Source organism: Arcobacter lacus, from assembly GCF_003063295.1.
GTDB lineage: Bacteria > Campylobacterota > Campylobacteria > Campylobacterales > Arcobacteraceae > Aliarcobacter > Aliarcobacter lacus.
Map to the genome: position 1 here is coordinate 241797 of NZ_MUXF01000019.1, position 25097 is coordinate 266893.

General features: G+C 26.7%; 20 protein-coding genes. 9 read left to right on the forward strand and 11 right to left on the reverse strand.

The genetic code is table 11. The annotated features are described in order from the left end of the window. The first annotated feature begins 148 nt into the window (after positions 1 to 148). From katG to ciaB, 4 genes are all read left to right on the forward strand, one after another. The gene (gene katG, locus B0175_RS09905; RefSeq protein WP_108528410.1) at positions 149 to 2332 is read left to right on the forward strand and encodes a catalase/peroxidase HPI; all 2184 of its coding nucleotides are present in this window, start codon (positions 149 to 151) and stop codon (positions 2330 to 2332) included. A gap of 194 nt (positions 2333 to 2526) precedes the next feature. Next, positions 2527 to 3438 (forward strand): GGDEF domain-containing response regulator, encoded by a 912-nt coding sequence (locus B0175_RS09910; RefSeq protein WP_228134915.1) that lies wholly within the window; start codon positions 2527 to 2529, stop codon positions 3436 to 3438. Positions 3439 to 3442: 4 nt separating this feature from the next. Then, the gene (locus B0175_RS09915) at positions 3443 to 6922 is read left to right on the forward strand and encodes a response regulator (RefSeq protein ID WP_108528411.1); all 3480 of its coding nucleotides are present in this window, start codon (positions 3443 to 3445) and stop codon (positions 6920 to 6922) included. Positions 6923 to 6973: 51 nt separating this feature from the next. Next, the gene (ciaB, locus tag B0175_RS09920) at positions 6974 to 8860 is read left to right on the forward strand and encodes an invasion protein CiaB (RefSeq protein ID WP_228156100.1); all 1887 of its coding nucleotides are present in this window, start codon (positions 6974 to 6976) and stop codon (positions 8858 to 8860) included. Positions 8861 to 8872: 12 nt separating this feature from the next. On the opposite strand, the gene B0175_RS09925 is transcribed toward ciaB, so the two are convergent. Genes B0175_RS09925 through B0175_RS09940 form a run of 4 tightly spaced genes read right to left on the reverse strand, consistent with a single transcriptional unit; the run spans position 8873 to position 13190 of the window. After that, positions 8873 to 9343, reverse strand: a complete 471-nt coding sequence (locus B0175_RS09925) for an ankyrin repeat domain-containing protein (RefSeq protein ID WP_108528412.1) — start codon at positions 9341 to 9343, stop codon at positions 8873 to 8875. A 21-nt stretch (positions 9344 to 9364) separates the two neighbouring features. Further along, positions 9365 to 12019 carry an MlaD family protein gene (locus B0175_RS09930; protein ID WP_108528413.1) on the reverse strand — a complete coding sequence of 885 codons (2655 nt, stop codon included), beginning with the start codon at positions 12017 to 12019 and terminating at the stop codon, positions 9365 to 9367. Next, positions 12009 to 12593 (reverse strand): paraquat-inducible protein A, encoded by a 585-nt coding sequence (locus B0175_RS09935; RefSeq protein ID WP_108528414.1) that lies wholly within the window; start codon positions 12591 to 12593, stop codon positions 12009 to 12011. The genes B0175_RS09930 and B0175_RS09935 overlap by 11 nt, the downstream gene beginning before the upstream one ends. Beyond that, positions 12594 to 13190: a paraquat-inducible protein A gene (locus tag B0175_RS09940; protein ID WP_108528415.1), complete on the reverse strand. Its 597-nt coding sequence runs from the start codon at positions 13188 to 13190 to the stop codon at positions 12594 to 12596. It abuts the gene before it with no gap. Positions 13191 to 13296: 106 nt separating this feature from the next. Here B0175_RS09940 and B0175_RS09945 point away from each other — a divergent pair, with 106 nt between their 5' ends. Together B0175_RS09945 and B0175_RS09950 are read left to right on the forward strand one after the other, a co-directional pair. Further along, on the forward strand, positions 13297 to 13731 hold the full coding sequence (locus tag B0175_RS09945) for a globin domain-containing protein (protein WP_108528416.1): 435 nt from the start codon (positions 13297 to 13299) through the stop codon (positions 13729 to 13731). Between the two features lie 72 nt (positions 13732 to 13803). Next, positions 13804 to 16362 (forward strand): putative bifunctional diguanylate cyclase/phosphodiesterase, encoded by a 2559-nt coding sequence (locus B0175_RS09950; protein ID WP_108528417.1) that lies wholly within the window; start codon positions 13804 to 13806, stop codon positions 16360 to 16362. A 9-nt stretch (positions 16363 to 16371) separates the two neighbouring features. Here B0175_RS09950 and B0175_RS09955 read toward each other — a convergent pair whose 3' ends face one another. After that, positions 16372 to 16854 carry an outer membrane beta-barrel protein gene (locus tag B0175_RS09955; protein WP_108528418.1) on the reverse strand — a complete coding sequence of 161 codons (483 nt, stop codon included), beginning with the start codon at positions 16852 to 16854 and terminating at the stop codon, positions 16372 to 16374. 104 nt (positions 16855 to 16958) lie between these two features. On the opposite strand from B0175_RS09955, the gene B0175_RS09960 reads away from it, so the two are divergent. Continuing rightward, positions 16959 to 17900, forward strand: coding sequence for a DMT family transporter (locus tag B0175_RS09960; protein WP_108528419.1), 942 nt, complete (start codon positions 16959 to 16961; stop codon positions 17898 to 17900). Here B0175_RS09960 and B0175_RS09965 read toward each other — a convergent pair whose 3' ends face one another. Further along, the gene (locus B0175_RS09965; protein WP_108528420.1) at positions 17901 to 18098 is read right to left on the reverse strand and encodes a hypothetical protein; all 198 of its coding nucleotides are present in this window, start codon (positions 18096 to 18098) and stop codon (positions 17901 to 17903) included. A 25-nt stretch (positions 18099 to 18123) separates the two neighbouring features. Then, on the reverse strand, positions 18124 to 18591 hold the full coding sequence (gene ybaK / locus B0175_RS09970; protein ID WP_004509789.1) for a Cys-tRNA(Pro) deacylase: 468 nt from the start codon (positions 18589 to 18591) through the stop codon (positions 18124 to 18126). A gap of 128 nt (positions 18592 to 18719) precedes the next feature. On the opposite strand from ybaK, the gene B0175_RS09975 reads away from it, so the two are divergent. Continuing rightward, complete coding sequence (locus tag B0175_RS09975; protein ID WP_108528421.1) at positions 18720 to 19307, forward strand: YceI family protein; 588 nt, start codon at positions 18720 to 18722, stop codon at positions 19305 to 19307. A gap of 1 nt (position 19308) precedes the next feature. Here the strand turns inward: B0175_RS09975 and B0175_RS09980 are convergent, their stop codons facing one another. From B0175_RS09980 to B0175_RS09990, 3 genes are all read right to left on the reverse strand, one after another. After that, positions 19309 to 20382, reverse strand: coding sequence for a DNA alkylation repair protein (locus B0175_RS09980; protein ID WP_108528422.1), 1074 nt, complete (start codon positions 20380 to 20382; stop codon positions 19309 to 19311). Positions 20383 to 20415: 33 nt separating this feature from the next. Then, positions 20416 to 20877 (reverse strand): virulence RhuM family protein, encoded by a 462-nt coding sequence (locus B0175_RS09985; protein WP_108528423.1) that lies wholly within the window; start codon positions 20875 to 20877, stop codon positions 20416 to 20418. Positions 20878 to 20958: 81 nt separating this feature from the next. Next, positions 20959 to 21582: a DJ-1/PfpI family protein gene (locus B0175_RS09990; protein WP_108528424.1), complete on the reverse strand. Its 624-nt coding sequence runs from the start codon at positions 21580 to 21582 to the stop codon at positions 20959 to 20961. A 197-nt stretch (positions 21583 to 21779) separates the two neighbouring features. On the opposite strand from B0175_RS09990, the gene B0175_RS09995 reads away from it, so the two are divergent. Further along, entirely contained in the window at positions 21780 to 22439 is a 660-nt protein-coding gene (locus tag B0175_RS09995) for a class I SAM-dependent methyltransferase (RefSeq protein ID WP_046997739.1), read from the forward strand. 275 nt (positions 22440 to 22714) lie between these two features. Here the strand turns inward: B0175_RS09995 and B0175_RS10000 are convergent, their stop codons facing one another. Continuing rightward, positions 22715 to 25066, reverse strand: a complete 2352-nt coding sequence (locus B0175_RS10000; protein ID WP_108528425.1) for a TonB-dependent siderophore receptor — start codon at positions 25064 to 25066, stop codon at positions 22715 to 22717. Positions 25067 to 25097 lie beyond the last annotated feature (31 nt).

Sequence of the window (25097 nt, forward strand, 5' to 3'; positions counted from 1 at the left end):
TTTTATATATTTTTAGCACTTTTATATAATGAGTGCTAAAAATATATATTAGGATAATTTTTATCCTATAATAAATTATATTTATATATTATTAAGCTTTTTAATGTCATATTGTCTCGTTAAATTTATTAAATAGCAAGGAGAGAAAATGGCTGGTAAATGTCCTTTAGGATTTGGAACAAATCCAATGGTAAAAAATGGTGGTACTTCAAATAAAGATTGGTGGCCAAATCAACTAAATTTAAAAATTCTTTCACAACATTCAAATAAAGTGAATCCTCTTGGAAATGATTTTGATTATGCAAAAGAGTTTGAAAAATTAGATTATTATGCTTTAAAAGCTGATTTAACAGCTTTAATGACTGATTCTCAAGATTGGTGGCCTGCTGATTATGGACATTATGGACCACTGTTTATAAGAATGGCTTGGCATAGTGCAGGTACATATAGAACTGGAGATGGTAGAGGTGGTTCATCTACTGGAAATCAACGTTTTGCACCATTAAATAGCTGGCCAGATAATGTAAATTTAGATAAAGCTAGACGTTTACTTTGGCCTATAAAACAAAAATATGGAAATAAAATATCTTGGGCAGATTTAATGATACTTGCAGGAAATGTTGCCTTAGAATCAATGGGATTTAAAACTTTTGGTTTTGCAGGTGGTAGAGTTGATATTTGGGAACCTGAAGAAGATATTTATTGGGGGAAAGAGGCTGAATGGTTGGCAACAAGTGATAAAGAAAATAGTAGATATAGTGGAGATAGAGACTTAGATAATCCACTTGCTGCTGTTCAAATGGGTCTTATATATGTAAATCCAGAAGGTCCAGATGGACAACCAAATGTTTTAGCTTCTGCAATAGATATAAGAGAAACATTTGCAAGAATGGCAATGGGAGATAAAGAGACTGTTGCACTAATTGCTGGTGGGCATACATTTGGAAAAACACACGGAGCTGGTGATGCTTCAAATGTAGGAGCTGAACCAGAAGCAGAAGGACTTGTTGCACAAGGTTTAGGTTGGTTTAGTAAATTTTTAAGTGGAAAAGGAAATGATACTATTACTAGTGGATTAGAAGGTTCTTGGACAGCAAATCCAACTAGATGGGATAATGAATATTTTGATATTTTATTTGGTTATGAATGGAATCTAACAAAATCTCCAGCAGGAGCTTGGCAATGGGAACCTATAAATCCAAAAGATGAACATCTTGCACCTTCTGCTCATGATGCTAGTAAAAAAGTAAAAACTGTAATGTTCACTACAGATTTAGCATTAAGAATGGATCCAATTTATGGACCAATTTCAAAAAGATTTCATGAACATCCAGAAGAGTTTGCGGATGCTTTTGCAAGAGCATGGTTTAAACTTACACATCGTGACCTTGGACCTCGTTCAAAATATCTTGGACCAGAAGTTCCAAAAGAGGAGTTAATTTGGCAAGATGTAGTACCAACACTTGATTATGAATTAATAAATGAAAATGATATAGAAAAATTAAAAGAGATTATTTTATCTTCTGGTTTATCTATTTCTCAATTAGTTACAACTGCATGGGCATCTGCTTCAACTTATAGAAATTCGGATAAAAGAGGTGGAGCAAATGGTGCAAGAATAAGACTAGCTCCTCAAAAAGATTGGGAAGTTAATCAAGGAACAGATATTGTTATTAAAAAACTTGAAGAGATTCAAAAAGAGTTTAATAAAAAGGTTTCAATAGCTGACCTAATAGTTTTAGGTGGATGTGCAGCAGTTGAAAAAGCAGTAAAAGATGCTGGATTTAGTAAAAAGGTTCCATTTAGCGCTGGAAGAACTGATGCAACTCAAGAGCAAACACATGTAGAATCATTTTCACATCTTGAGCCAATAGCAGATGGTTTTAGAAACTATTCAAAAGCAAAATACACTTTAAGTACAGAAGAGTTGTTGATTGATAAAGCACAATTACTATCTTTGACAATTCCTGAAATGATTGTATTAGTTGGAGGAATGAGAGTTTTAGGTGCAAACTATGCAAATACAAATTTAGGAGTATTTACTTCAAATGTTGGAGTTTTAAGTAATGATTTCTTTGTAAATCTACTTGATATGAAAACTGCTTGGTATCCAACAACTCCTGAAGAAGATAGTTTTGTAGGAAAAGATAGACAAAGTGGTTCTATGAAATACTCTGCTAGTAGAGTTGATTTATTATTTGGTTCTAATTCGCAATTAAGAGCTGTTGCAGAAATTTATGCACAAGAAGATTCAAAAGAAAAATTTGTACAAGATTTTATAAATGCTTGGACAAAAGTTATGAATCTTGATAGATTTGATATCAAAAAATAAAATATAGCAGTTTTTACTGCTGTATTTTGTAATTTTCAAGCCTCAAAACTTACACTATCTTTTAATTTCTCTATATTAAAAAATTAAAAAAAATTTTTAAAGAAACACTTTAATAGTCAAAAAATTATCCTTGGATAATTAATAGAAAGATAAGATAAGATAAGATCTTAACTTCATTTTGCAAGGGAAATATATTGGAACATAAAAAACCTACGATTCTTATTGTCGATGATATGACAACGAATTTATTATTATTATCAGATTTATTAAAGGATGATTGTAATATCAAAATATCAAAAAGTGGAACAAAAGCACTTGAAATATTAAATGCTCCAAATGATATAGATCTTGTACTTTTAGACATAGAAATGCCAGATATAAATGGTTATGAAGTATGTAAAGAATTAAAAAATAATAATAAAACAAAAAATTTACCTATAGTTTTTATTACAGCTAAAAATAGTGAAGAAGACGAAGAGTTTGCATTAAATCTAGGTGCAATTGATTATATTACAAAACCTTTTAGTAAAGCTATTCTAAAACTAAGACTAAAAAATCACCTTGAACTCAAGCTAAAAACTGATTTGCTAGAACAACTATCAATGTATGATGGTTTAACAAACATAAGAAATCGAAGATTTTTTGATGAAGCTTTTGAAACAACTTTTTTAGAAATAAAAAGAGAAAATAAAAATCTAGCTGTTATGATGATAGACATAGACTTTTTCAAACCTTATAATGATAATTATGGACATGGAAAAGGTGATGAAGCTTTAAAAAAAGTAGCATTTGCTTTACAATCAACTATTAAAAGGCCTACTGATTTAGTCGCACGTTATGGTGGAGAAGAGTTCGTAATACTTTTAAAAGATATTGATAAACCTGGTTTAGAAACTGTTGCAAAAAATCTTTTAGAAGCAGTAAGGGATTTAAAGATAACTCATGATTTTTCAAAAGTAGCAAATTTTATAACTGTTAGTATTGGTATTTCTTATTACAATACAAATAAAGATATTACCAAATTAGAACTTTTGATGAAATCTGATGAAACTTTATATAAAGTAAAAAATAGTGGTAGAAATAACTTTTCTATATTAGATATTTAGAACTATGAATAACGTTTATTTGAAATATAAATTTTTAGGATTAATAGTATTTTTATTTATCTGTTCATTTAGTGTTTTATTTTATGTTTTTTATGATTTTCAAAAACAAAAATTAAATAATGCAAAAAGAGAACAAATAGCTAAAATAGAGAATTTTTTTCACAAAACAATTGAAAAAAATCTAAAAAATTATTCTTATGAACTTAGTAGCAAACTATTAGATAATCCAGATATTATCTTAGCACTAAAAGAACAAAATAAAAACAAATTAGAACAATTAACTATTGAAAAATATAGCATACTTCTAACTAAAGATCCATATATAACTCAAATGAACTTCTTTTCAAAAGATGGTACAAACTTACTTCGTTTACAAAAATTAGATTTATCAGGAGATAATATTTTACAATCAAGACCGATGTTAAAAAAAGTATTTGATACAAAAGAGACTTTTTTTGGTTTTGAAAAAGGACTAACGGGTTTATCATATAGAGTTATACTTCCTTTATTTGATGAAAAAAATGACTTTGTAGGTGCTTTTGAAATTGGTATTTCTGTAAGAAAAATAATGTATTCAATCACCTTTTTCAATAATATTCAAGGTGTTTTTTATGAAACAAATCTTGACAAATTTATAACTTCTGACTCTTCTATTAACCCTAAATTTTTAGAGTATTTAAAAAAATTTGAATATGAAAAAGAAAATAAAGATATTATATTTGATAATAAACATTTAACTTTACAGTTTTTTAATACGACATCACTTGATGGACAAAATTTAGGAAATTTCATATTTTTTCATGATTTGACACAATATTATACAGATTTTGAAAATACCCTAAAAAAATTATTTTTAATCTCTTTAACTACAATTCTAGCAATATATTTGATAATTCTTTATATATTTAATATGTTTTATAAACAGATTTCTCTTCAAAAAAATAGAGCAGAAAAAATACTAAACTCTTCAAATAGTATAGTAATAGTAACAAATAGTGGAAAAGAGTTAATTCAAGTAAATAATACTTTTTTAAATTTCTTTGAATTTAAATCTATAAATGAATTTAAAAAACAATATAGATGTATTTGTGACCATTTTATAAAAGAAGATGGTTTTTTACAAACAAAAATGGGAGAAATAACTTGGGTTGAATATATCTTAAATAATCCAAATAAAACTCACTTAGCAAAAATTAAAAAAGATGATAAATTTCATATATTTAAAGTTTTTGTAAATGTAGTAGAAGATAAAGTTTTTAATGAAAATGAATTTGTATCTACTTTTGAAGATATAACTACCGAACTTGAAAATGAAAAAGCTTTACTAAAAGCAAATGAATCAAAAAATCAATTTTTAGCAAATATGAGTCATGAGATGAGAACTCCTATGAATGCTGTAATTGGCTTAAGTGAATTGATGTTTGATACTCAATTGGATGAAAAACAATATGATATTATCTCAAAAATAAACAACTCTTCAAAAATGCTTTTAGGAATTATCAGTGATATTTTAGATTTTTCTAAAATAGAAACTGGTAGTTTTGATTTAGAGATGAAAACTTTTTCACTAGATAACATCTTATCTCAACTAAAAACTATCTTTACACAAAGTGCAACAAATAAAAATTTAGAACTATATTTATATAATAAAACAGGAACACCAAAAGTTATCATAAGTGATGAACTACGAATTTTACAGGTTCTAACAAATTTTTTAAGTAATGCTTTAAAATTTACAAAAGAAGGAAATATCACTCTAACAATTGAACTTTATGAAAAGATATCTTCATCTCGTGCCAAAATAAGATTTAGTGTAAAAGATAGTGGAATTGGAATGAACGATGAAGAAATTTCAAATTTATTTAAAGCTTTTGTGCAAGCAGATAATTCAACTACAAGAAAATATGGTGGAACTGGTTTAGGACTTATAATATCTGAAAAGATTGTAGAATCTTTGGGAAGTACAATAAAAGTAGAAAGTAAAAAAGGAATTGGTACAGAATTTAGTTTTATATTAGAAGTTGAATCTTTAAAATGGGAAGAAAACTATAATTTAAATGATAAAAAATTTAAAATCTTAATAGTTGATGACCAAGAAATTTCACGAGTTATTTTAAAAGATATGTTAAAAAATTTTGGATATATAACTTTGGAAGCAAAAGATGGAATAGAAGCTGTTGAAATGGTAAAAAAAGCTGATTTTGAAAATATTCCTTTTGATTTTGTTCTTATGGATTGGAATATGCCAAAATTAAATGGAAAAGAAGCTATAAAAAAAATTTATGGATTATATGAAAATAAAGAGATTCAAAAAGCTATTCCATCTATTTTGATGGTATCAGCTTATTCAAAAGATGAAATAGATTTAGGTGATATTCCTATTGATAGTTTCTTATCAAAACCCATCACAAGTTCAACACTATTTGATGCTTTAGCAAAAGCAAAAAAAGGAATTGTAAAAAAAATCTCTACAATTGATATTAGTAAAGAGTGTCCAAATCTCTTTGGTTTAAAAATTTTGCTTGTTGAAGACAATGAAATAAATCAAGAAGTTGCTTCAATGTTTTTAAAAAAGGCAGGTATTGAAGTAGATATTGCAAATAATGGAGAAGAAGCTGTAAAAAAACAGAAAAAAAATCAAGGATTGTATGACTTGATTTTAATGGATTTACAAATGCCAATTTTAAGTGGTTATGATGCAACAAAACAAATTCGTGAATTTGATAAAGATATCCCAATAGTAGCTCTGACGGCTGCTGCTATGATAGAAGACAAACAAAAAGTTTTAGAAGTAGGTATGAATGACCACTTAGGAAAACCTATAAATAGTGAAGAACTATATAATACAATTATAAAATATGCAAAAAAAATAACAAAAAAAGAAAATATCATCTTTAATAAAGCTAAAAATACATCTAACATAACCTTAGATATGGAACATTTAGAAAGAACTCTAAGTAGTAGAGAGCTAATAAATAAACTATTAACAAAATTCTTTGAACAATTAAATGAAGAGTTTATCGATATTGTTGAAAGAGTTAAACAAAATGATGAAACAGCACCTACAATTATACATGGATTAAAAGGTGTAAGTGGAAATTTAGGAGCAACTGCACTTTTTACAATATGCCAAAAAATTGATGCAAAATATAAAAACAATAGTGCAATTACTTCATTGGAAGTTGAAACTTTAGAAGAAGAAATAGCAAAAATAAAAACTGAACTTAAAACTATATATGAAAAATCTAAAAAGTCAAAAGATAAAAATATGCACTTTTTGGCTAATCAAGATTTCAAAAAATTACTAAATTCTATCAAACAAGACTTGCAAGATGGAACTATTATCGAAGAAGAAAAATTAAATACTTTATACGAAAATTTAAAAAATATTTTAAATAATCAAGAAATAAAAAATTTGAAAGAAAATATTGATGATTTTGAATATAGTGAAGCTTTGAATATTTTGAAAAAAGTAAATTCATAAGTAAAAGTTCTATTCTGATAAAATACTCTCTTACAAAAAATAAGGATTTTTATGATGACAAAAGAAGAATTTTTAAACGACTTACAAAAAATATATGATTTTTTAAATGACCAAAAAACAAAAACAAATAAACTAATAAAATTTTTAGAAAATAAAGAGTTTGATAAACTAACTCTTATTGATGATTTTGCAAAATCTTTAAATCTTGAAATGAAAGATGATTTAAGATTTGCACTTGTTACTAGACTTGTAAATTTAAGAGATGATAGTTTAGTTCAAGTTCTAAAAAAACTTGAAAAAAATGAGAAAGAGATTATCTCTTTACAAGAAAAAGCATACCAATTTGTAAAACAGTATTGGCATGAAATTCATACTAAATTTATTGATTTTATTTTGGAAAATTCTTTATTAACACCTTTTTATAGGGAAGTATTTATTGGAGTTTACAATGTAGGACTTCAAATGAGTGCATGGCAAACTTCTTGGACAGCACATATTATAAATGGAATAAATAAAGAGTTAGTTGCCAAGTTTGAAGGTGATGAAGCAAAAATCATGAAATATCTTGAAGATGAAAAACTTTTTGATTTAGGACATGGGGGAATTACTGCTGATAGATGTTACTCTGCTTTAGTAAAAGATGGTGACAAATATAAATCTCAAGCATATATAAAAGCTTTCAAAAAAGAGACAACTGAAGTTGTAGATGCACTTGAAGAGTTTGCAGATAAACTAATCGAACTTGAAGATGAAATTTACAATCAAAAATGGGATTATGTTTTATATATTCAAGCACTTATCAAAGCATTTAGTGAAGATAGAACAGATGAATTAGTTTCAAAATGGGCAGATGTAGATAGAGCTTGGATGAAAATAAAAACTCCAATTCAAATCGGACATCCACTTGAATACTATGAAGACCACTTTAGAAAAGCTGTTGCACTTGAATGGGATATTAGATTAACTAACCCAAAATTTGCACAAAATGACCATAGAGTAAATAAAATCAAATCAGCGTTTTCAAAAATATATTCAAGTTTTGAGCCAAATGAAAATTATAAAAAAATCTATGATTTTAGCTTCAAATCACTTGATAAAGTGCAACTTTATGTGGGACGACCTGCCCTATTCTTTGGTGCAGAGTTCAATGGACTATTTTCAGCACAAGTTGTACCAAATGATGAAGTTGTATCTTTAGAAGAAGGTAAAAAAATCTTTGCATTTAGTGATGAGATTTTACAAACTAGCAGGGCTAAACCATTTTTAAAACTAAGCCAAGAAATATTTGGGCAAAAACTTCTTACTCGTGATAGAATGTTTTTATTTAATGAAACAACATCTTGGCATCAAGTTTACGATATAAGTACAGTTGGACATGAATATGGTCATATTTTATGGTGTGATGATGAAACTGAATCAGTTATGAATAAAACTGGAAATTTCAAAAATATTGAAGAGTTCAAAGCAACAACTGGTGGATTAATCTCATATTTACTTGATGTTGATACAGACGAACTTCACCTAAAAGAGCAAGTTTTAATTGACCTTATAAAACGAAGTGTAGGATTGATTGGTTGGATGGAAGTTGATGAAGTTCAACCATACTATTGTGAAGGTTTGATTCACTTAAATGGACTTTTTGATAGTGGTGTTTTATCTTGGGATGATGAAAATAAAAAGTTAAATATAGATATAAGTGAGGCAAAATTTGAAGTTTTAAAAGCTTGGTATATCACAAACTATACTGCACTTGCGAAACACTATCTTGATAAAAAAGATGCAACGCAGTTTTTAAATAACTATGCAACAAAAAAAGAGAAATATTTTATGCCAAATGATGAAAATATAAACTCATTTGTAAAATATTACTTCAAAAGATACCAAGAGATTGGTCAAGAGTTAGATACAGTTGATAAAAAAGAAAATTATATAAAATAGGATATAAAACTCCTATTTTTTAAATCTTTTTATAAACTTTGAAAAAACTAAATAAATTTTAGATTTAAAGCTTTTATTTTTATCTTGTTCATTAAAATACTCTACAATATCAGTATTTCCAAATATTACAGCAAAAGCAAAAGGAGTAAATCCAAAGCCATTATTTTCATGGATATTTGCACCATTTTCAACTAATAGTTTTACTATTTCTAAATTACCTTTAAAACAAACTCCACCAAGTGGAGTTTGTCCTTTATTATTTTTTTTATCGACTTGTGCTTTATTATCTATTAAAAGTTTTACAGTTTCAATATTTCCATTATATGAAGCCAACATCAATAAAGTATTACCTTTATAATCACAAAGGTCAACAGACATCCCATTATTTAATAATAGTTTTAAATCTTGCGTTTTCCCTGTTCTTGCATAATCAAAAGCAATCAAATTTAACTCTTCATAACTATTTAAATCATTAGCTTTCATTTTAATTATTTCCTATATTTTTTACTTAATACTTGGACTTATACTTTTCCAATCATCTCTTAAAGTTTTTACCAAAGTAAACTTCTCTCCAGCATCTGCAATTTCCCCATATTCATAAGGAGTAACCACCACTAATCCACCTTTTAACAGACTTGTAAAAGTATTTGATTCTATTTTTGAACCTGTAAAAATAGAGAATTTCATCTCAAATCCACTTATGTCATAAAACTCTGAATTTTTTCTAATTAGTTTTGTATATTTATCATAAATCAAACAATCAACTACAACTTTAGAACCATCTTCACTTAAGTCTATTTTACTTACTTTTCCTATTTGGACATTTTTATAATAAACTGGTGCATCGACATTTACACTTGATGCAGTTAAATCTTCTATTTTATAAACTGTTCCTAAGTGAGATTTTTCAACTGATGGTTGATTTTCCGTTCCTTTAAAAACTGTCTGAATATTTGAACTTTCACTTTTTATAACTCCAATATTTACTGCCATTATTGTTGAGCCTGCATTTGCAACTTCTTGTAAAGAGATTCGTGGTTTTTTCAAGTAAAAAACTGTTCCTTCTTTAGCAAAAGAGGCAAAATCATCATAAATTAGTGCTTTTACTTCTATTTGTTGTTTAGAATTTAAAGAGATTTTTTTAACTTTTCCAACATTTACACCTTTATAAGTTAATTGTGAAAAATTTTCTTGTAAACCTTCAACATCATCAAAAACTATTGTTAGGCTATTTGTTGAGTTTTTCATCTCATCTTCATTTCCATATATTTCAAATTTCTCAAAAGATTGAGTTGAAGTTGTATCAAGATGAATTGAGCCATCTATTAATGAAGTGAAGTTATCAACTTCAAATAAAACTCCACTAAGACTAGCTTTAAAATCAACAACTCCTTTTTTATAAAATCTACTTTTATCTGTAATATATTTTTTAAATGGAGAATAGATAAAAAGATTTACTTTTGATTTTTTATCATCAAATTTTATATCTTTTACAAAACCTATCTCTTGATTTTTATAAACAATTGCCATATCTTGTTTTATTTCAAAACTATTATCAAAAGAGGCTTCAATAGTAAATCCTGTATTATAAAATCTTTTTAGTCTTTCAACTTCTTTATAAGAGTTATATAATTTAAACTCTTTTTTTGTAAGTTCTGCATCACCTCTTTTATCTGCAATTAAACCAATTGCTCCATTTAAAAGTGGTTCAACTCCACTATAATTTATATTCAGATTCATACTTTTTATTTCAACAATTTTTGAACTCATATCATAAAAAAGATTGTAGTCATTTAATAAATCTTTATATTTGCTATCTATTAAAACTGTGATTTTTACATTTTTTAAATCAGGAGTTAAAGCATAATTATCAACTCGCCCTATTACAATATTTTTATAAAATACTTTTGAGTTTAAAGAGATAGAATTTAAGTTTTCACTTAGAAGTTCTAGTTTTATTGTGTTATAACTTTTACTTAAATCTTTTTTATTTATTGCATTAAAAGTATTTGAAAACTCACCATTTTTATAATCAAGTGAAATAAAATTTCCTTTTATAATATTTCCTAGATTTTTTACTCCATCAAGTGAAATAGTAGGTTCTTCGACAAAAAATCTAGTTTTATCTGTCAAAAGATATTTATATTCATCATAAACATAAGCTTTTGTAGTTAAAACATCTTTATCTAAATTTACTTGTATTATTTTTCCTATTTCTATTCCTTTAAAGATAATAGGTGTATTTTCTTCTATTCCACTTACATCTGTAAATTTAATAGTAAACTCTTCTTTATTTTTTAAGTCATCTTTACTTGCATAAACTTCATATATATCGCTATTTTCTATTTTTGCATCATCTTTATTTGAAGTTATTACAGTAATTCCACCAACAAGCGCAGAATATAAAGAACCAAGTTCTATATTTAGTCCACTTGCTCCATAGTTTACTTTTAAAGCTTCATTCATAACAAATTTTGAACTTTTATTTACCAAATAGTTAAATTTATCGTAAATATACGCGCTTAAAAATACTTTTTCATATCTAAACTCTTTTGCTACAATCTCCCCAATTTGAAACTTATTATAAAATATCGGTGTTCCTACTTCTATGTTATCTTTATCATTTGAAGCAATCAGATTTATATAGTAACCATTTAATTCCCATTCATCATTTGGTTGAGTATCCAATCCTTCAAAATAGTCTTGATAAGCACCTTTGTTATAGTCATCTTGAGTTTTAAATCTAGGTGAGAGTTCAATTTTGTAACCACTTATCAAAGTATTTAGTCCAGAAATTTTTGTCAAAGAGATAGTTGGTTTTTTTATCCAAAATTTTGAGCCTTCATTTGCAACATATCGTGCTACATCATTATTTACTAAAATATTTACTTTTACACTTTGTAAATCTTCGTGCATTGAGATTTTTGTTACTTTTCCAAGTTGTAAACCTTTGTATTCCAAAGGTGTAATATTCTCTTTTAATCCTTCTGCACTTTTAAATACAACTGTAATATTTGTACCTTTTTTTGCGTAAGATTCGTAAGCAATCCAGCCTAAAACACCTAGAATTATTAAAGGTAAAATCCAAATAAATGAAAGTTTATTTTTTTCTACTAATTTTGGTTTATAAACTACTGCTTTTTCTATATCATTTCCCATCCCAAATTATCCTTGTATCAAATCTGTTTGCTGCCATCATTGTTAAAATAACCATCAATCCAAAAGATGTTGCAGCAATTCCACCTTTTATATTAAAAATTTCATCAAGTTGCACGGTTGAAGATAAAATTGCAACTACATAAATATCTATCATTGACCATTTTCCAATAGCTTCAATAAACTTATATATCAAAATCTTTGTTTTATTTTCCATTTTTACATCTGTTTTTAAAGATATAAAAATAAAAAGTAATCCAACTAATTTTATGAAAGGAATTACAACACTTGCAGTAAAAATCACAATTGCTATAAAATAACTTTTCATCTCCAAAAAGCTAATAACACCTTGCAAAATAGTACTTTGAATATCAACTCCAAATTGAGTTATTTCCATAATTGGATAAAGCATTGCTGGAATATAAAGTAAAATTGCACAAATAAGTAAAGCAAATGATGTTTGAAAAGAGTTTGTTACTCTTTTTGTAACTTTATGTTTACATCTTGTACAAATAAATTCACTATAATCCTCCTTTTCATAAACTTTATGACAATTTTTACAAGAGATTAAAACCATCTATTCTCCAAAAATACTTTTTGCATTAAACTTTTTATTTGACATATAAAAACAAAAAATATAAATCAACATCACATAAAATCCTATATCAAACTTTGTTGTTGATACCATTCCTATTAGTTTTATATAAGTAACAATAATACTTATGATAAAAACTTCTATGAATCCCCAATGTTTAAAAAAATAGAAACTATCATAAAGTAAAGTTTTTGAAAAAATTTTTATTTTCAGTTTTTTTTGAATATATACAAAAATAATAACAAAAGAGTTTAAAATAGGAGCAAATAAAATAGTAAAAAATACAACAACTCCTATTAAAAAAAACTCTTGTTCTATTAAAGCAACAACAGCTCCTATCAAAGTTGTTTTTAGTTCATTATCTGAAATATTTAAAGTAATTATTGGATAAATATTTAAAATAACAAATAATAAAAGAGCTGAAATAGCATAATACAAAGAGTCAAAAGAAGACTCTTTATCTACTGATAATTTACTATTACATCTAGGACATCTTTGAGATAATTTTGTTCGTTTATCTTTTTCAATAAATAAACCACAACTATAACACTCTTCGATATTATCTAGTTTTTGATACATAAAAATCCTAAAATTTGAATCTTGGTATTTTATCATACTAAACATTTTTTAACTGTAATATTGTATGATAGTGGTCAAATTTTTACATATTTAAAAGGTTAATAAAATGAATTATAATATTACACAAGCACAATTTGGAGTAAGACCTCCTGTTACAAAGCCTGATCCTAAAGTTTTAGAATTTTTAGGTGAAGATGGAATGAGAAAATTAATATCAAATCACTATGATATTTTAAGAACAAGTGAAATCAAAGATTTATTTCCAAAAAGTGATGAAGCTTTTGCTTTAGCAAAACAACATTCAGCAGATTTTTTTATACAAATTTGTGGAGGAGTTGACTATTTTAACCAAAATAGAGGAAATCCAATGATGGTAGCACGACATCAACCATTTAAAATCACTCCTAAAGCCAGACTTGTTTGGCTTGAATCATATATCAAAGTTTTAGAAAACCTTGAAATGCCAGATGACTTAAAACAATCTTTTTGGAACTACTTAGATGTTTTCTCAATCTGGATGATAAACACTCCTCAAGATTAAAAGCAAAAGCTTTTAATCTATTTAATCTTAAATAAGTTATCATTATAAATTACAAATCACACAAGGTCCTTTATGAAAAAAACTTTCAAAAATTATATCTTTTCAAGACAAATAATTTTAGTGTCTATTGTATTTCTAATATCTTTTATTTTTAGTATATATTTACATACATCTTTAGCTAAAAAAGAGGCATTAGTTCAAGCTCAAGCAATATCAAATCAACTTTTCTCATCTATGTATCAAGTTATGAAAAAAGGTTGGAGTAGAGATGATGTTATGCTTTTTACAAACTCTTTGGAAAACAATTTTCAAGGAAGTAATTATGAAGTAAATATCTATAGAGCAGATAAAGTAAAAGCGATTTATGGGGAAATAAAAGAAAAAGAAAAAGATATAACTTTAGTTGATGTTTTAAATGGAAAAATTGATAAACTCGATAGCTTTAACAACAATATCGTAAGAAATATTTTACCTTTAAAAGCGATAACAGATTGCAAAGCTTGTCATCCAAATGTAAATGAAGGTGATATTTTAGGGGTAATAGAAGTTAAACAAAATCTAAACTCTATTTTTGATGAAACTAAATATCAATTTATTGCATTTTTCTTAGTAATTATTCCAATTTTTTATATTTTAGCTTTTATCTCTTCAAGATATACAACTAAAAAAATTACAGACAATTTAGAGTTATTCCATGGTAAAGTTGAAAGTATAAACTCAATACAAGATTTTAAAGAATTTGATTCAAAAAATCTAGATTTATATTTCAAAGAATTTAATGGAATCATTAAAAATGTTGATTTAATGGCAGAAAGGCTCAAAAACATAGCTGTTGATAAAGAATTATTAGAATTTGAAGTAAAACTTTTAGATAAATTTATAATAACTTCTGATGTAGTAAAAGATTGGCGAGAATATATCAGTGATTTACTACTTGAAATAAATAAAATTATGGAAACTTACACTTTAGTAACTATATTTAGAGTTTCAGAAGACCAGTTTGAAGTAGATGTTTTCTGGATTGCAACTCCAAGTGAAATACAACTTCATATGTTTGATAAATATATTTATAAAACTATAAAAGAGTCTGATTATTTCGAGGGACTAACTGACTTTAAAGTTAAACATATTATTGCAAATAAAAATGAAAATTTATCTTTTTTAAATGAAGATTCTTTTGAATATAAAACAAAATCACTATTTTTGGATACTCCAAAAATTGGAGGAATAGTAGGTATTGGTTTACAATCAGTATTCTCTGATGATCCAATAAGACATATAATTGTTGAATCTATTTTAACAACTATGGCAAACTTAGTTGGTTCAGTTAAAGCTATAAACAAATATACTCAAGATTTAGAATATTATGCAGCAAGAGATCCATTAACTGATTTGTTTAATCAAAGAGTATTTAATGATATGATGAGATATGAAATAAAAAGAGCTCAAAGACATAATTATTCATTTGCTTTAATGGTTATAGATTGTGATAACTTTAAACCTATAAACGATAATTTTGGTCACTCTTTTGGTGATACTTTACTTCAAACTGTTGCAAGTACTCTAAAAAAAGAGAAAAGAGATGAAGATATAGTTGCTAGATATGGAGGAGATGAATTTACAATAATACTTCCAGAATGTACAGAAAAAGAAGCATTGATAGTTGCAAATAGAATTTCAAAAAAAATGGCAACAGAAAAAATAATTGCGCCAGATGGTTCAAATATTGGAATTACTATTTCGATTGGAATTTGTGTTTATCCAACACATACAACTTCTCAAAAAGATATGTTTATTATCGCTGATTCTATGATGTATCAAGCAAAAGAAGAAGGTAAAAACGCTATTAAAATACCAACAAAAAATGATATTTCAGATATTTTAAAACTAAAACAAGAAAAAACTGCTCTTCTTTTAAAAGCTATTGAAAATAATAAAATAGAGCCATATTTCCAACCAATAAAACCATCTTCAAAAGATAGTGATATTGTTATTCATGAACTTCTAATGAGAATCCATCAAGATGATAAAATCATTTCAGCTTTTGAATTTATAGAAATTGCTGAATCTAAAGGATTAATTAACATAATGGATTTAATGGTTATAGAAAAAGCTTTCCAAAAGATTCAAGATAGTTTATACAAAGGTCTTTTATTTATCAATCTATCTCCAAAATCACTTATTATTGGGAATTTTATAGATAAAATAAATGAATTTGCAAAAAAATATGATATTGATAAACAAAAAATCGTATTTGAAATAACAGAAAGAGAAACTGTTAAAAACTTTACTCTATTAGAAAAATTTGTGCATAATTTAAAATCAGAAGGTTTCAAATTTGCAATAGATGACTTTGGAGCTGGTTTTTCATCATTCCACTATGTAAAAAAATTCCCTATTGATTATCTAAAAATTGATGGTGATTTTATTATAAATATAAATAATGATGAAAAAGATAAAGCATTTGTAAGTAGTATGATTACTTTAGCAAAAGAGTTAAATATTCAAACAATTGCTGAGTTTGTAGAAAATGAAGATATTATAAAAGTTTTAGATACTTTAAAAATCGATTACTACCAAGGTTGGCATATAGGAAAACCTTCTCAAAATTTCACAAATCTAAAACAATAAGTTCAGCTTTTAATAGCTGAACTTAACTGCTAAGTTTGTAGTATCATAATCATATTTGTGTGAGTTATGATCCATTTCAACAGTTTTATATGTTCCTTCTAATGCAAAATTTCTTGTAAATTTATACTCTAAAGAACCACCATATCCAAGTCCAGTTGCTGAAGTATCATCATAATATTGATAAACACCTGTACCTATTGCATAAGCTGTTAAATCTCTTACTAATTCATAACCAACTCTTAAATCTAAATCAACAGTTGTAGCACTTTTATTACTTGTTACTTCTCCATAATAAACACTATTTCCAAATCCAAGTAAAATGTCATTATCTAATTTTGTATTTGCTGTATAACCAACTCCGAATTGATTATATCTTTCTCCATCAAGTTTTCCTGAAGTTGCACCAACATAAACTCTTGTATCGAAATCATTTGCATATATAGAAGATAATAAACTAATAGCTGAAAAAGCTAAAAGAGTTCTTTTCATCATAATAAATCCTTAATTTTTTGCAAAAGTATATAAAAAAGCCACTTAAACACTCAAATAAGCTATATTGTTATAGAATTGCACAAAAATTCAGACAAAGTATTAAAATGAATGAAAAATTAAAAGGTATCTTATTTGGTATTATCTCAGCAATTTGTTATGGGACAAATCCTTTAGGTGCTTTATTTCTATATGAAGAAGGATTAAACGCAAATAGTGTTATATTTTATCGATTTTTCTTAGCTTCAATTCTTCTTGGTTTATTGATGATATTTCAAAAAAAATCTTTTTATGTTACAAAAAGAGAAATTTTTATCTTAGCTATAATGGGAGTTCTATTTGGAATATCTGCTTTAGCTTTATACAGTAGTTTTTTATATATGGATGCAGGAATTGCTTGTACGATTCTTTTTGTTTTTCCTGTATTTGTTGCTATTATTTTAGCAATCTTTTTCAAAGAAAAAATATCACTAATAACTACAATATCTATATTTTTAGCACTTGTAGGAATAGCTTTATTATATAAAGGTGGAGATATAAAACTAAACTTTATTGGTGTAATGATAGTTTTATTTTCAGCATTATTTTATGCCATTTATATCGTAGTTTCAAACAAATCTTCGATATTTATGTCTTCAATTAAACTTACTTTTTATGTATCAATATTTTGTACTTTAACGATATGTATCTACTCTCTTTTTGATAGTTCAAAATCTATTCAACTTTTAACAACAACTAATATGTGGTTATATGCTTTGATGTTAGCAATTGTTCCTACAATATTATCTTTGATTTTTTTAGCAAAAGCTATCCAAATTATTGGTTCAACTCCAACTGCTATTGTTGGGGCATTTGAACCACTTACTGCTGTTTTAATCGGTGTTACAATTTTTGATGAAAAATTTACTCTTCAAATATCAATTGGAATATCTTTGATTTTAATCTCAGTTATATTGATAATAATTGGAAAAAGTATGAGCTTAGAAAAGATATTTACAACTATTCACAAAGTAAAATATACTTTTCTAAGATATTGGAGATGGAAGTAGTTATTTAGCAGGAATTGCTGTTTTCTCTTCCACTTTTTTTAATTCATTTTGTGTTGGTTGATTAAGATATGTAAGAACTGCACCAAACACTAAAAGTAAAACTACTACAAGTCTTACCATATTTCTTTTTTGTTTTGATTCATTTCCATTATAATCATCAATTTTTTCTAAAGTTGGTTCACCTTTATTTTTACTCATGATATACTCCTTTTATAAATTTTCCCTATGCCGTAATCTTACCTATTTTTGCTTTTAAAAGAACTTCTAAATCTTTTGGTTTCACTTCTATATCAAGTCCTCTTTTTCCACCACTTATAAAAATAGTTTCAAAACTTTTTGTACTCTCATCTAAAACTGTTCTAAGAAGTTTTTTTTGTCCTAAAGGAGAAATTCCTCCAAGTAAATATCCAGTTACTTTTTGTGCCTCATCTTTTGAAGCCATTTCAGCTTTTTTTACACCAAAAATAGTTGCTACTTCTTTAAGACTTAGTTGGTTTGCAACTGGTAAAACACAAACAACTAACTCTTTTGGAGTTAATTCTACAAGTAAAGTTTTATATACTTGATTCGCATCTAATCCCAGTTTTTCAACTGCTTCATCTCCAAAATTTGTACAATCTGAATCGTGCTCATATTTATGTATTTTAAAATCACATTTATTTTTTTTTAATAGATTAATTGCTGGTGTCACAATATTCCTTTTTTCATATCTAAATATTATTATACAAAATTATAAATAAATTAAATTTTAGTGATAGTGATTAAGATTATCATTATTTTACTTCTGATAAAATTTTGTATTTTTAAAAAAGGATAAATATGAAAAAAGTAGTTATTTCAACTTTAGGTCTTGCGTTAATGACAAGTTCTTTATATGCTGGTGTTTGTTCAGACAAATTAAAATATGACTTCACATTTTATGGAGCTGAAGATAAATCTTATGTGGTTACAAAAAATACTTTCAAAACTGCTATTAGCAATTTCCCAAGTGAAAAATTATTAAATGCAACACTAAATATAGATGCCATGTCTATTGATACACATGCTGATATGAGTAATGTTAAAGCACAATGGCCTGCTGCTATGGCAACAGTTAGAGATAATAATATAAGAAATAGTTTCTTTAAAATATTTGAAAAAGATGCAGGTAAAGTTGATGTAAAAATCGTAAAAGTTGGTGAAAATTCAATGGATGTGGAATTTAAAATGAATGGTGTTACAAAAGTTATTCCATTTTCATATAAAACTGAAGGTGATACTATCAAAGCAACTGGAAAACTTGATGTTCTAGCTTTTGGTGTTGATAAAGCTTGGGCTCAACTTAGTGCAGTTGCGAAACCTTTCCACCACGGTAAGTCTTGGAGTGAAATCGATATAAATTTTGAAGTTCCTGCAAGTTGTAAATAATTTAATTTACAACAAAAGGTTTTTCGATAATTTTTTCTCCATTTATGACTATACTTAAACTATGTTCTCCTCTTATATGTTTTCGTGTAGTCATATCTTTGAAACTCTGCTTTTTATTAAATCTTTTTAACTTCTCTTTAAAATCACTTTGAGTTATCATAAATATTTTTTGACTATATTTATTTTTTTGTTTTAAATATTTTATTATATATTCGACTCTTATACTTCCTAGTTTTTCATCAGATTTAAGTTGAAAAGAAAAGTTCAAATCTTGCCCTATTTCTACGCTCTCATCACAATAAAAATCTGATATATTTATATGATTTACTTTTTCAAAACTAAAAAGCTTTAGAACTTCTATATTTCCACTTTTAAGTAAAGTTCTACTTCCATGCTTACAAATAAAATCAAGCTCTTTTGAAAAACCTAAATTATCTTTTACAAATTCTATTACAAAATTAGGATTATCTTTTGAAATATCATTTAGATTATTCGCTACACTTTTTTGAACATATTTTGATTTGTCATTTTTTAGAAGTTCTATTATTTCAAGCACTTTTTTTGGATTTTCTTTAAACTTTGGTAATGCAATAGCCCAAGGAAGTCTAGGTCTGCAACCTTCACTAGCTAATCTTCTTAAATGTTCATTTGAAGATTTTGCCCAAAGTTTCATTTGATTCATAGTCTCTTCTTCATACTTAAGTATAAATTGTCTTATTGCAAATTCACTACTTGAATCTATGGTAAAAACTTCCAAAGCTTTTAAAGACTCTTTTAAATCATCAAGTCCAAAAACCTCAACAAAATCTTGAAAAATCATAGCTTCAAGTCCACCAAAATCTTCTTTTACTTTTTTTAATATATCAAGTTGTTCTTTATATGAAAAAGGCAAATGTTTGTGCAAAATCATAGAAATATGTCTCATTCTAGGTTTTAATTCCAACTCTTGCCAAATAGAACAAAATACATTTTCTATAAACTCTTTTTTTTGAAAATTAGGATAAACCATAAAAAGTTTTTCACCTAATTTTTCAATAAACTCTTTTGAATATAAATCTTTTAAAAGTTCTGCCATATTCTTTCCTAATTTAATTTTTCTAAAATTTCTTTAACACTTAAGTTTATTTTCTTTTATTTTAGATTTTATAACATTTACATCATTTTCTAATAATAGTAATCTTTGTTCTGTTATTTTATAATGATTTATTACGTATCCATTTTGAATATAATTTTTCAAAATAGAAGTTGCCCATTGACGAAATTTTGTAGCCTTATTTGAACTCACTCTATATCCAACACAAATAATTGCATCTAAATTATAGTGTTTTATTACTCTTGTTACTTTTCTAGTTCCTTCTTGTCGAACTACCGAGTAATTCTCGGTAGTTAAATTTTCATCTAGTTCTTTTTCTTTATAAATATTTTTTAGATGTAATCCTATATTATCACTACTAGTATCAAACAACTCTGACATTTGCAATTGAGTAAGCCAAATATTTTCACCATTTACCGAAACTTTGAGTTCTAACTCTCCATCATTATAAACTACTAGATTTGATATATCACTCATTATATTACCTTTATGTAGAATCAAATAAATTCTAACGTAAAAATAAATTTAACTTCTAAAATATTGCATTTTGAAAGATTTTTATATTTCTATTCTTCTTTTATTCTCTTCTAAATATGGATATTCCATATGTTTTGCAGTTGCTCTTGAAACATTTTCTCCAAAATATCTTTTTACAATATAAAGTGCCATATCAATTCCTGCTGAGATTCCTGCACTTGAGATGATATTTCCATCTTCTACAAAGTGTTTATCTTTACACACTTTTACATTTTTAAATTCATCTTCCATTCTTTGAAGACTTTTCCAGTGTGTTGTAGCATTTACACCATCAAGTAGTTTTGCACTTGCTAAAATAAGAGAACCCGTACAAACAGAAGTCAATAATTCTACCTCTTTTGCTTTTTGGCTTATAAAATCTAAAACTCTTTCATCATACATAAGCTTTCTTGTTCCCATTCCACCTGGAACTATCAAAATATCAAGTTTTGGACAAGTTTTAAAATCAAAGTCTGGTATTATTTTCATATTTCCTTTTGTAAAAATAACCTCTTTTGTCATAGCTACAAGTTTTACATCAAAAGGAGAAAGAGATTCTAACCTCTTTGATTCATCAAGTCTTGTTACACTTAAAACCTCAAATGGTCCACAAAAATCTAAAACTTCTATATCATCAAAAACAAAAATTCCAACTACTTTTTGCATAAATCTCCTTTTTTTAACACTATTATATCCTATTGGTCGAGTATAATTGAGTATTTTAGCTTACAAATTTGCTTTAATACTATATTTTGGATAGAATGAATCAAAATGCGAGATATAAGGAATTGCGATGAAAAAACAAAATATAACACCTACTAAATGGTTAAATTTAGAAAAAATATTAGAGCTTTACCAGAGTCATGAAAGATATTAGATTTAAATATCAAACCATAGAGTTTGGGGAAGATGATATACATCTAAGGACACTAAGAGATAAACAACAATTTAGTGATGAAGAAAAGAAAGCTGAAAAACTAGGAATTTCAAGTGCGACTTGGCCTTTGTTTGGAATTGTTTGGCCTTCTAGCGAAGTTTTGGCAAATTTTATATATGACTATGACTTTGAAAATAAAAGAATTTTAGAAGTTGGTTGTGGAATAGGACTTTCAAGTTTGGTTCTAAATCGACTAAATGCTGATATAACTGCAACAGATTATCATCCTGAAGCAGAAAACTTTTTAGATATAAATACTCAATTAAATCAAGATGATGAAATACCCTTTGTAAGAACTAGTTGGAGTGATGAATTTACAGAAGAATTAGGAAAGTTTGACCTTATAATAGGTAGTGATTTACTATATGAAAGAAATCATGCTGAACTATTATCAGCTTTCATAAATGCTCATGCAAATCCAAAATGTAAAGTTATTTTAGTTAATCCAAATAGAGGACATCAAGGAAAATTTACAAGCAAAATGGAAGAATATGGTTTTTCTTGTATATCTTTTGAGCCTATAAATACAGACTATTTAGATGAACCATATAAAGGAAAAATTTTTAAATATACTAGAAATCTTTAAGGCAAAGCCTTAGAGAAAATCATAGGTGATGGGATTTAGTGGGGGGGGTGAAAGAAACAATTCTCAAAATTCTCATAATTAAATATAAAACTTTGTAGTCAAGGAAACGAACGTACAAAGAGTCTAAACCCATACACCTATGAATTAAGTTTACAAAACAAGTTATAAACTTAAGTAAAGAAATTATAAATCATAATAATTAATATTAAATTAACTGTAAATTAATAAATTTCTACACTTAAATTTATAAAGGAAGATTTCTTCCTTTATATTTTTTAGAATTTATATTTTAAACTCAACATTCCATTTATTGGATCACCATAAGCATATTCACTTCTTGAGTATCCAGAATAATAAGTTTTATCAAATAGGTTATTAATATTTAACTGTCCTATTAGATTTTTAGAAAAATCATATGAAGCCATCAAATCAACAGTTGCATAAGCATCTTGTGATACTTTACTTGCTCCTGAACCTATATAAGTATCACTTTTCCAGTTCACTCCTGCACCTACACTAAAGTCATTGATACTATATTTTGTAAAAATATTTATATTACTTCTTGGTGCTCTTGTATTAAATTTTTCTCCATTTGCCTCTTCAGCTGAAAAATGTGTAAATCCTGCACTTAAATCCCAATTATCAGTTAGTTTTCCACCTATTTCAAGTTCAACTCCTTTTGAAGTTACACCATCTTTTGCTTCAGAAATAGGATTTCCTACTTGATTCTTTTGTCCCGTACCTTCAGCTACATTATCTTGTTCTATTCTAAATAAAGTTAATCCAGCATTTAGTTTTTTATCAAAATACTCTCCTTTTACTCCAACTTCATAGTTTTTCCCTAAAATTGGGTCTAATAATTTATTATCTTTATCTCTTGCATTTTGTGGTTTAAAAATATCTGTATAACTTGCATATGCTGAATGATTTTCATCTATATCATAAACTAAACCTACAAAAGGTGTAAATTCATTATCAAACTTATAATTTGAATTGCCACTGTATTTATTCCACGTTTCATCTTCATAATTAGTTAATCTTCCACCAAGAATAAGTTTTAAATCATCAACTATCTCAAATTTTCCATTAATATAAAAAGCTGTTTGTTTTATATCTATATCTTCATACTTTGGTTGAGGATTAGGAGTACCCATTAAAGGAACTCCACTTCCATTTTGAGTAAAGAAATTATCAATAGTATGTGCTGTACCATTAGTTTTAATATCCAAATCAATTTTTTGTCTATTGTATTGAAATCCTGCGATTATTTCATGTTCTCTACTTCCAAGTTTAAATGGTACTGAAGCATAAACATCTATATTATCTTCTTTTATGTCTTGTACATTATTTCCAAATTCTTGATATATTAATCCTGAACCATCTTTATTTAATTTTCCAGTCCAAACATCTATATATCCATATAAATTGTTATTATTTATGTCATTATGAGTATAAACTGCATTTAACAATATATCATTTGGTAAATACTGTTTAACATCTAAAAAATATGATTTTCGCTCCGTATCCCAATATGACCAATCAGATGAATAGTTTTTTGATCTATCAAAGTTTGTTTTTGTTCCATCACTATAAAAAGCTGGTAAATTTGAAGAATCTCCATCTAGTTTTTCTTTTTCATAACTTGCACCTACTGAAATTGTAGTAGTATCTGTAATATCTGCATCAACTACAGCATAAACTAAATCATTTTCATTATGTACTCTATCTTTAAAAGTATCTGTTTCTTTATGACTTGCTACTAATCTTCCTCTTATACTTCCATCATCATTTAATGGAGTTGAAATATCTGTTTTTAGTTTATATGTATCCCAAGTTCCAGCACTTGCATCTACACTACCTGTAAACTCTTTGCTATTTGCATGTTTTCTTATCATATTTATAGCACCAGCTGGATTTCCTGCACCTGATGTAAGTCCATTTGCTCCTTTTACTATTTCAACTCTATCAAATTTATCCATATTATAATTATTCATAGAATACATATTAGTAGGCATTGGTATTCCATCCATTTGATAATAATCAAGAGTAAAACCTCTTAAATAGTAAGTAGCTCTACTATCTTGGATTCCTTTATCAATTCTTACACCAGTAACATTTTTCATCAAGGTATCAAAATCATCTATTTTTTTATCTTCAATCATTTGTTGTGTTATAACTGAAACTGATTGTGGTGTTTCTCTAAGTGATAAATCAAGTTTTGTAGCTGTTCTCATACTTCCTGTTGTATATGAGTTAGTTCCTTCTGTTGTACTTCCTAAATAACTATCATTAACTGAAATTGGCTCTAAAACTGTACCTTTGCCAATAACAAGCAATTTTTTTATGATAATAGCACCATCTTCAAGTACAGCTTCTAAGCCACTATTTTTTAATACCTCATCTAAAGCATTTTGTGTACCTGTTATATCTTTGATAGCGTTTGAAGTTTTTCCATCAAAGATTTCACCACTTGCAATATATGGTTTATTTGCTTTTTTAGATATCTTTTCTATAGCATCTTTTAAAGATTGTTTTTCTATTGAATAGCTTATATTATCTGCATAAACACTTGAGCAAATAAGTAAAGCAACAGTAGGACTAAGTAAACTTTTCTTAAATAAATTCATTTAATTTTCTCCAAAATATATTTTAACAATT

Bases quoted from the DNA above. Each gene is read 5' to 3' on its own strand.
- katG (WP_108528410.1), top strand. From the start codon at position 149: ATGGCTGGTAAATGTCCTTTAGGATTTGGAACAAATCCAATGGTAAAA.
- B0175_RS09915 (WP_108528411.1), top strand. From the start codon at position 3,443: ATGAATAACGTTTATTTGAAATATAAATTTTTAGGATTAATAGTATTT.
- ciaB (WP_228156100.1), top strand. From the start codon at position 6,974: ATGATGACAAAAGAAGAATTTTTAAACGACTTACAAAAAATATATGAT.
- B0175_RS09925 (WP_108528412.1), bottom strand. From the start codon at position 9,343: ATGAAAGCTAATGATTTAAATAGTTATGAAGAGTTAAATTTGATTGCT.
- B0175_RS09930 (WP_108528413.1), bottom strand. From the start codon at position 12,019: ATGGGAAATGATATAGAAAAAGCAGTAGTTTATAAACCAAAATTAGTA.
- B0175_RS09935 (WP_108528414.1), bottom strand. From the start codon at position 12,593: ATGGTTTTAATCTCTTGTAAAAATTGTCATAAAGTTTATGAAAAGGAG.
- B0175_RS09940 (WP_108528415.1), bottom strand. From the start codon at position 13,190: ATGTATCAAAAACTAGATAATATCGAAGAGTGTTATAGTTGTGGTTTA.
- B0175_RS09945 (WP_108528416.1), top strand. From the start codon at position 13,297: ATGAATTATAATATTACACAAGCACAATTTGGAGTAAGACCTCCTGTT.
- B0175_RS09950 (WP_108528417.1), top strand. From the start codon at position 13,804: ATGAAAAAAACTTTCAAAAATTATATCTTTTCAAGACAAATAATTTTA.
- B0175_RS09955 (WP_108528418.1), bottom strand. From the start codon at position 16,854: ATGATGAAAAGAACTCTTTTAGCTTTTTCAGCTATTAGTTTATTATCT.
- B0175_RS09960 (WP_108528419.1), top strand. From the start codon at position 16,959: ATGAATGAAAAATTAAAAGGTATCTTATTTGGTATTATCTCAGCAATT.
- B0175_RS09965 (WP_108528420.1), bottom strand. From the start codon at position 18,098: ATGAGTAAAAATAAAGGTGAACCAACTTTAGAAAAAATTGATGATTAT.
- B0175_RS09975 (WP_108528421.1), top strand. From the start codon at position 18,720: ATGAAAAAAGTAGTTATTTCAACTTTAGGTCTTGCGTTAATGACAAGT.
- B0175_RS09980 (WP_108528422.1), bottom strand. From the start codon at position 20,382: ATGGCAGAACTTTTAAAAGATTTATATTCAAAAGAGTTTATTGAAAAA.
- B0175_RS09985 (WP_108528423.1), bottom strand. From the start codon at position 20,877: ATGAGTGATATATCAAATCTAGTAGTTTATAATGATGGAGAGTTAGAA.
- B0175_RS09990 (WP_108528424.1), bottom strand. From the start codon at position 21,582: ATGCAAAAAGTAGTTGGAATTTTTGTTTTTGATGATATAGAAGTTTTA.
- B0175_RS09995 (WP_046997739.1), top strand. From the start codon at position 21,780: ATGAAAGATATTAGATTTAAATATCAAACCATAGAGTTTGGGGAAGAT.
- B0175_RS10000 (WP_108528425.1), bottom strand. From the start codon at position 25,066: ATGAATTTATTTAAGAAAAGTTTACTTAGTCCTACTGTTGCTTTACTT.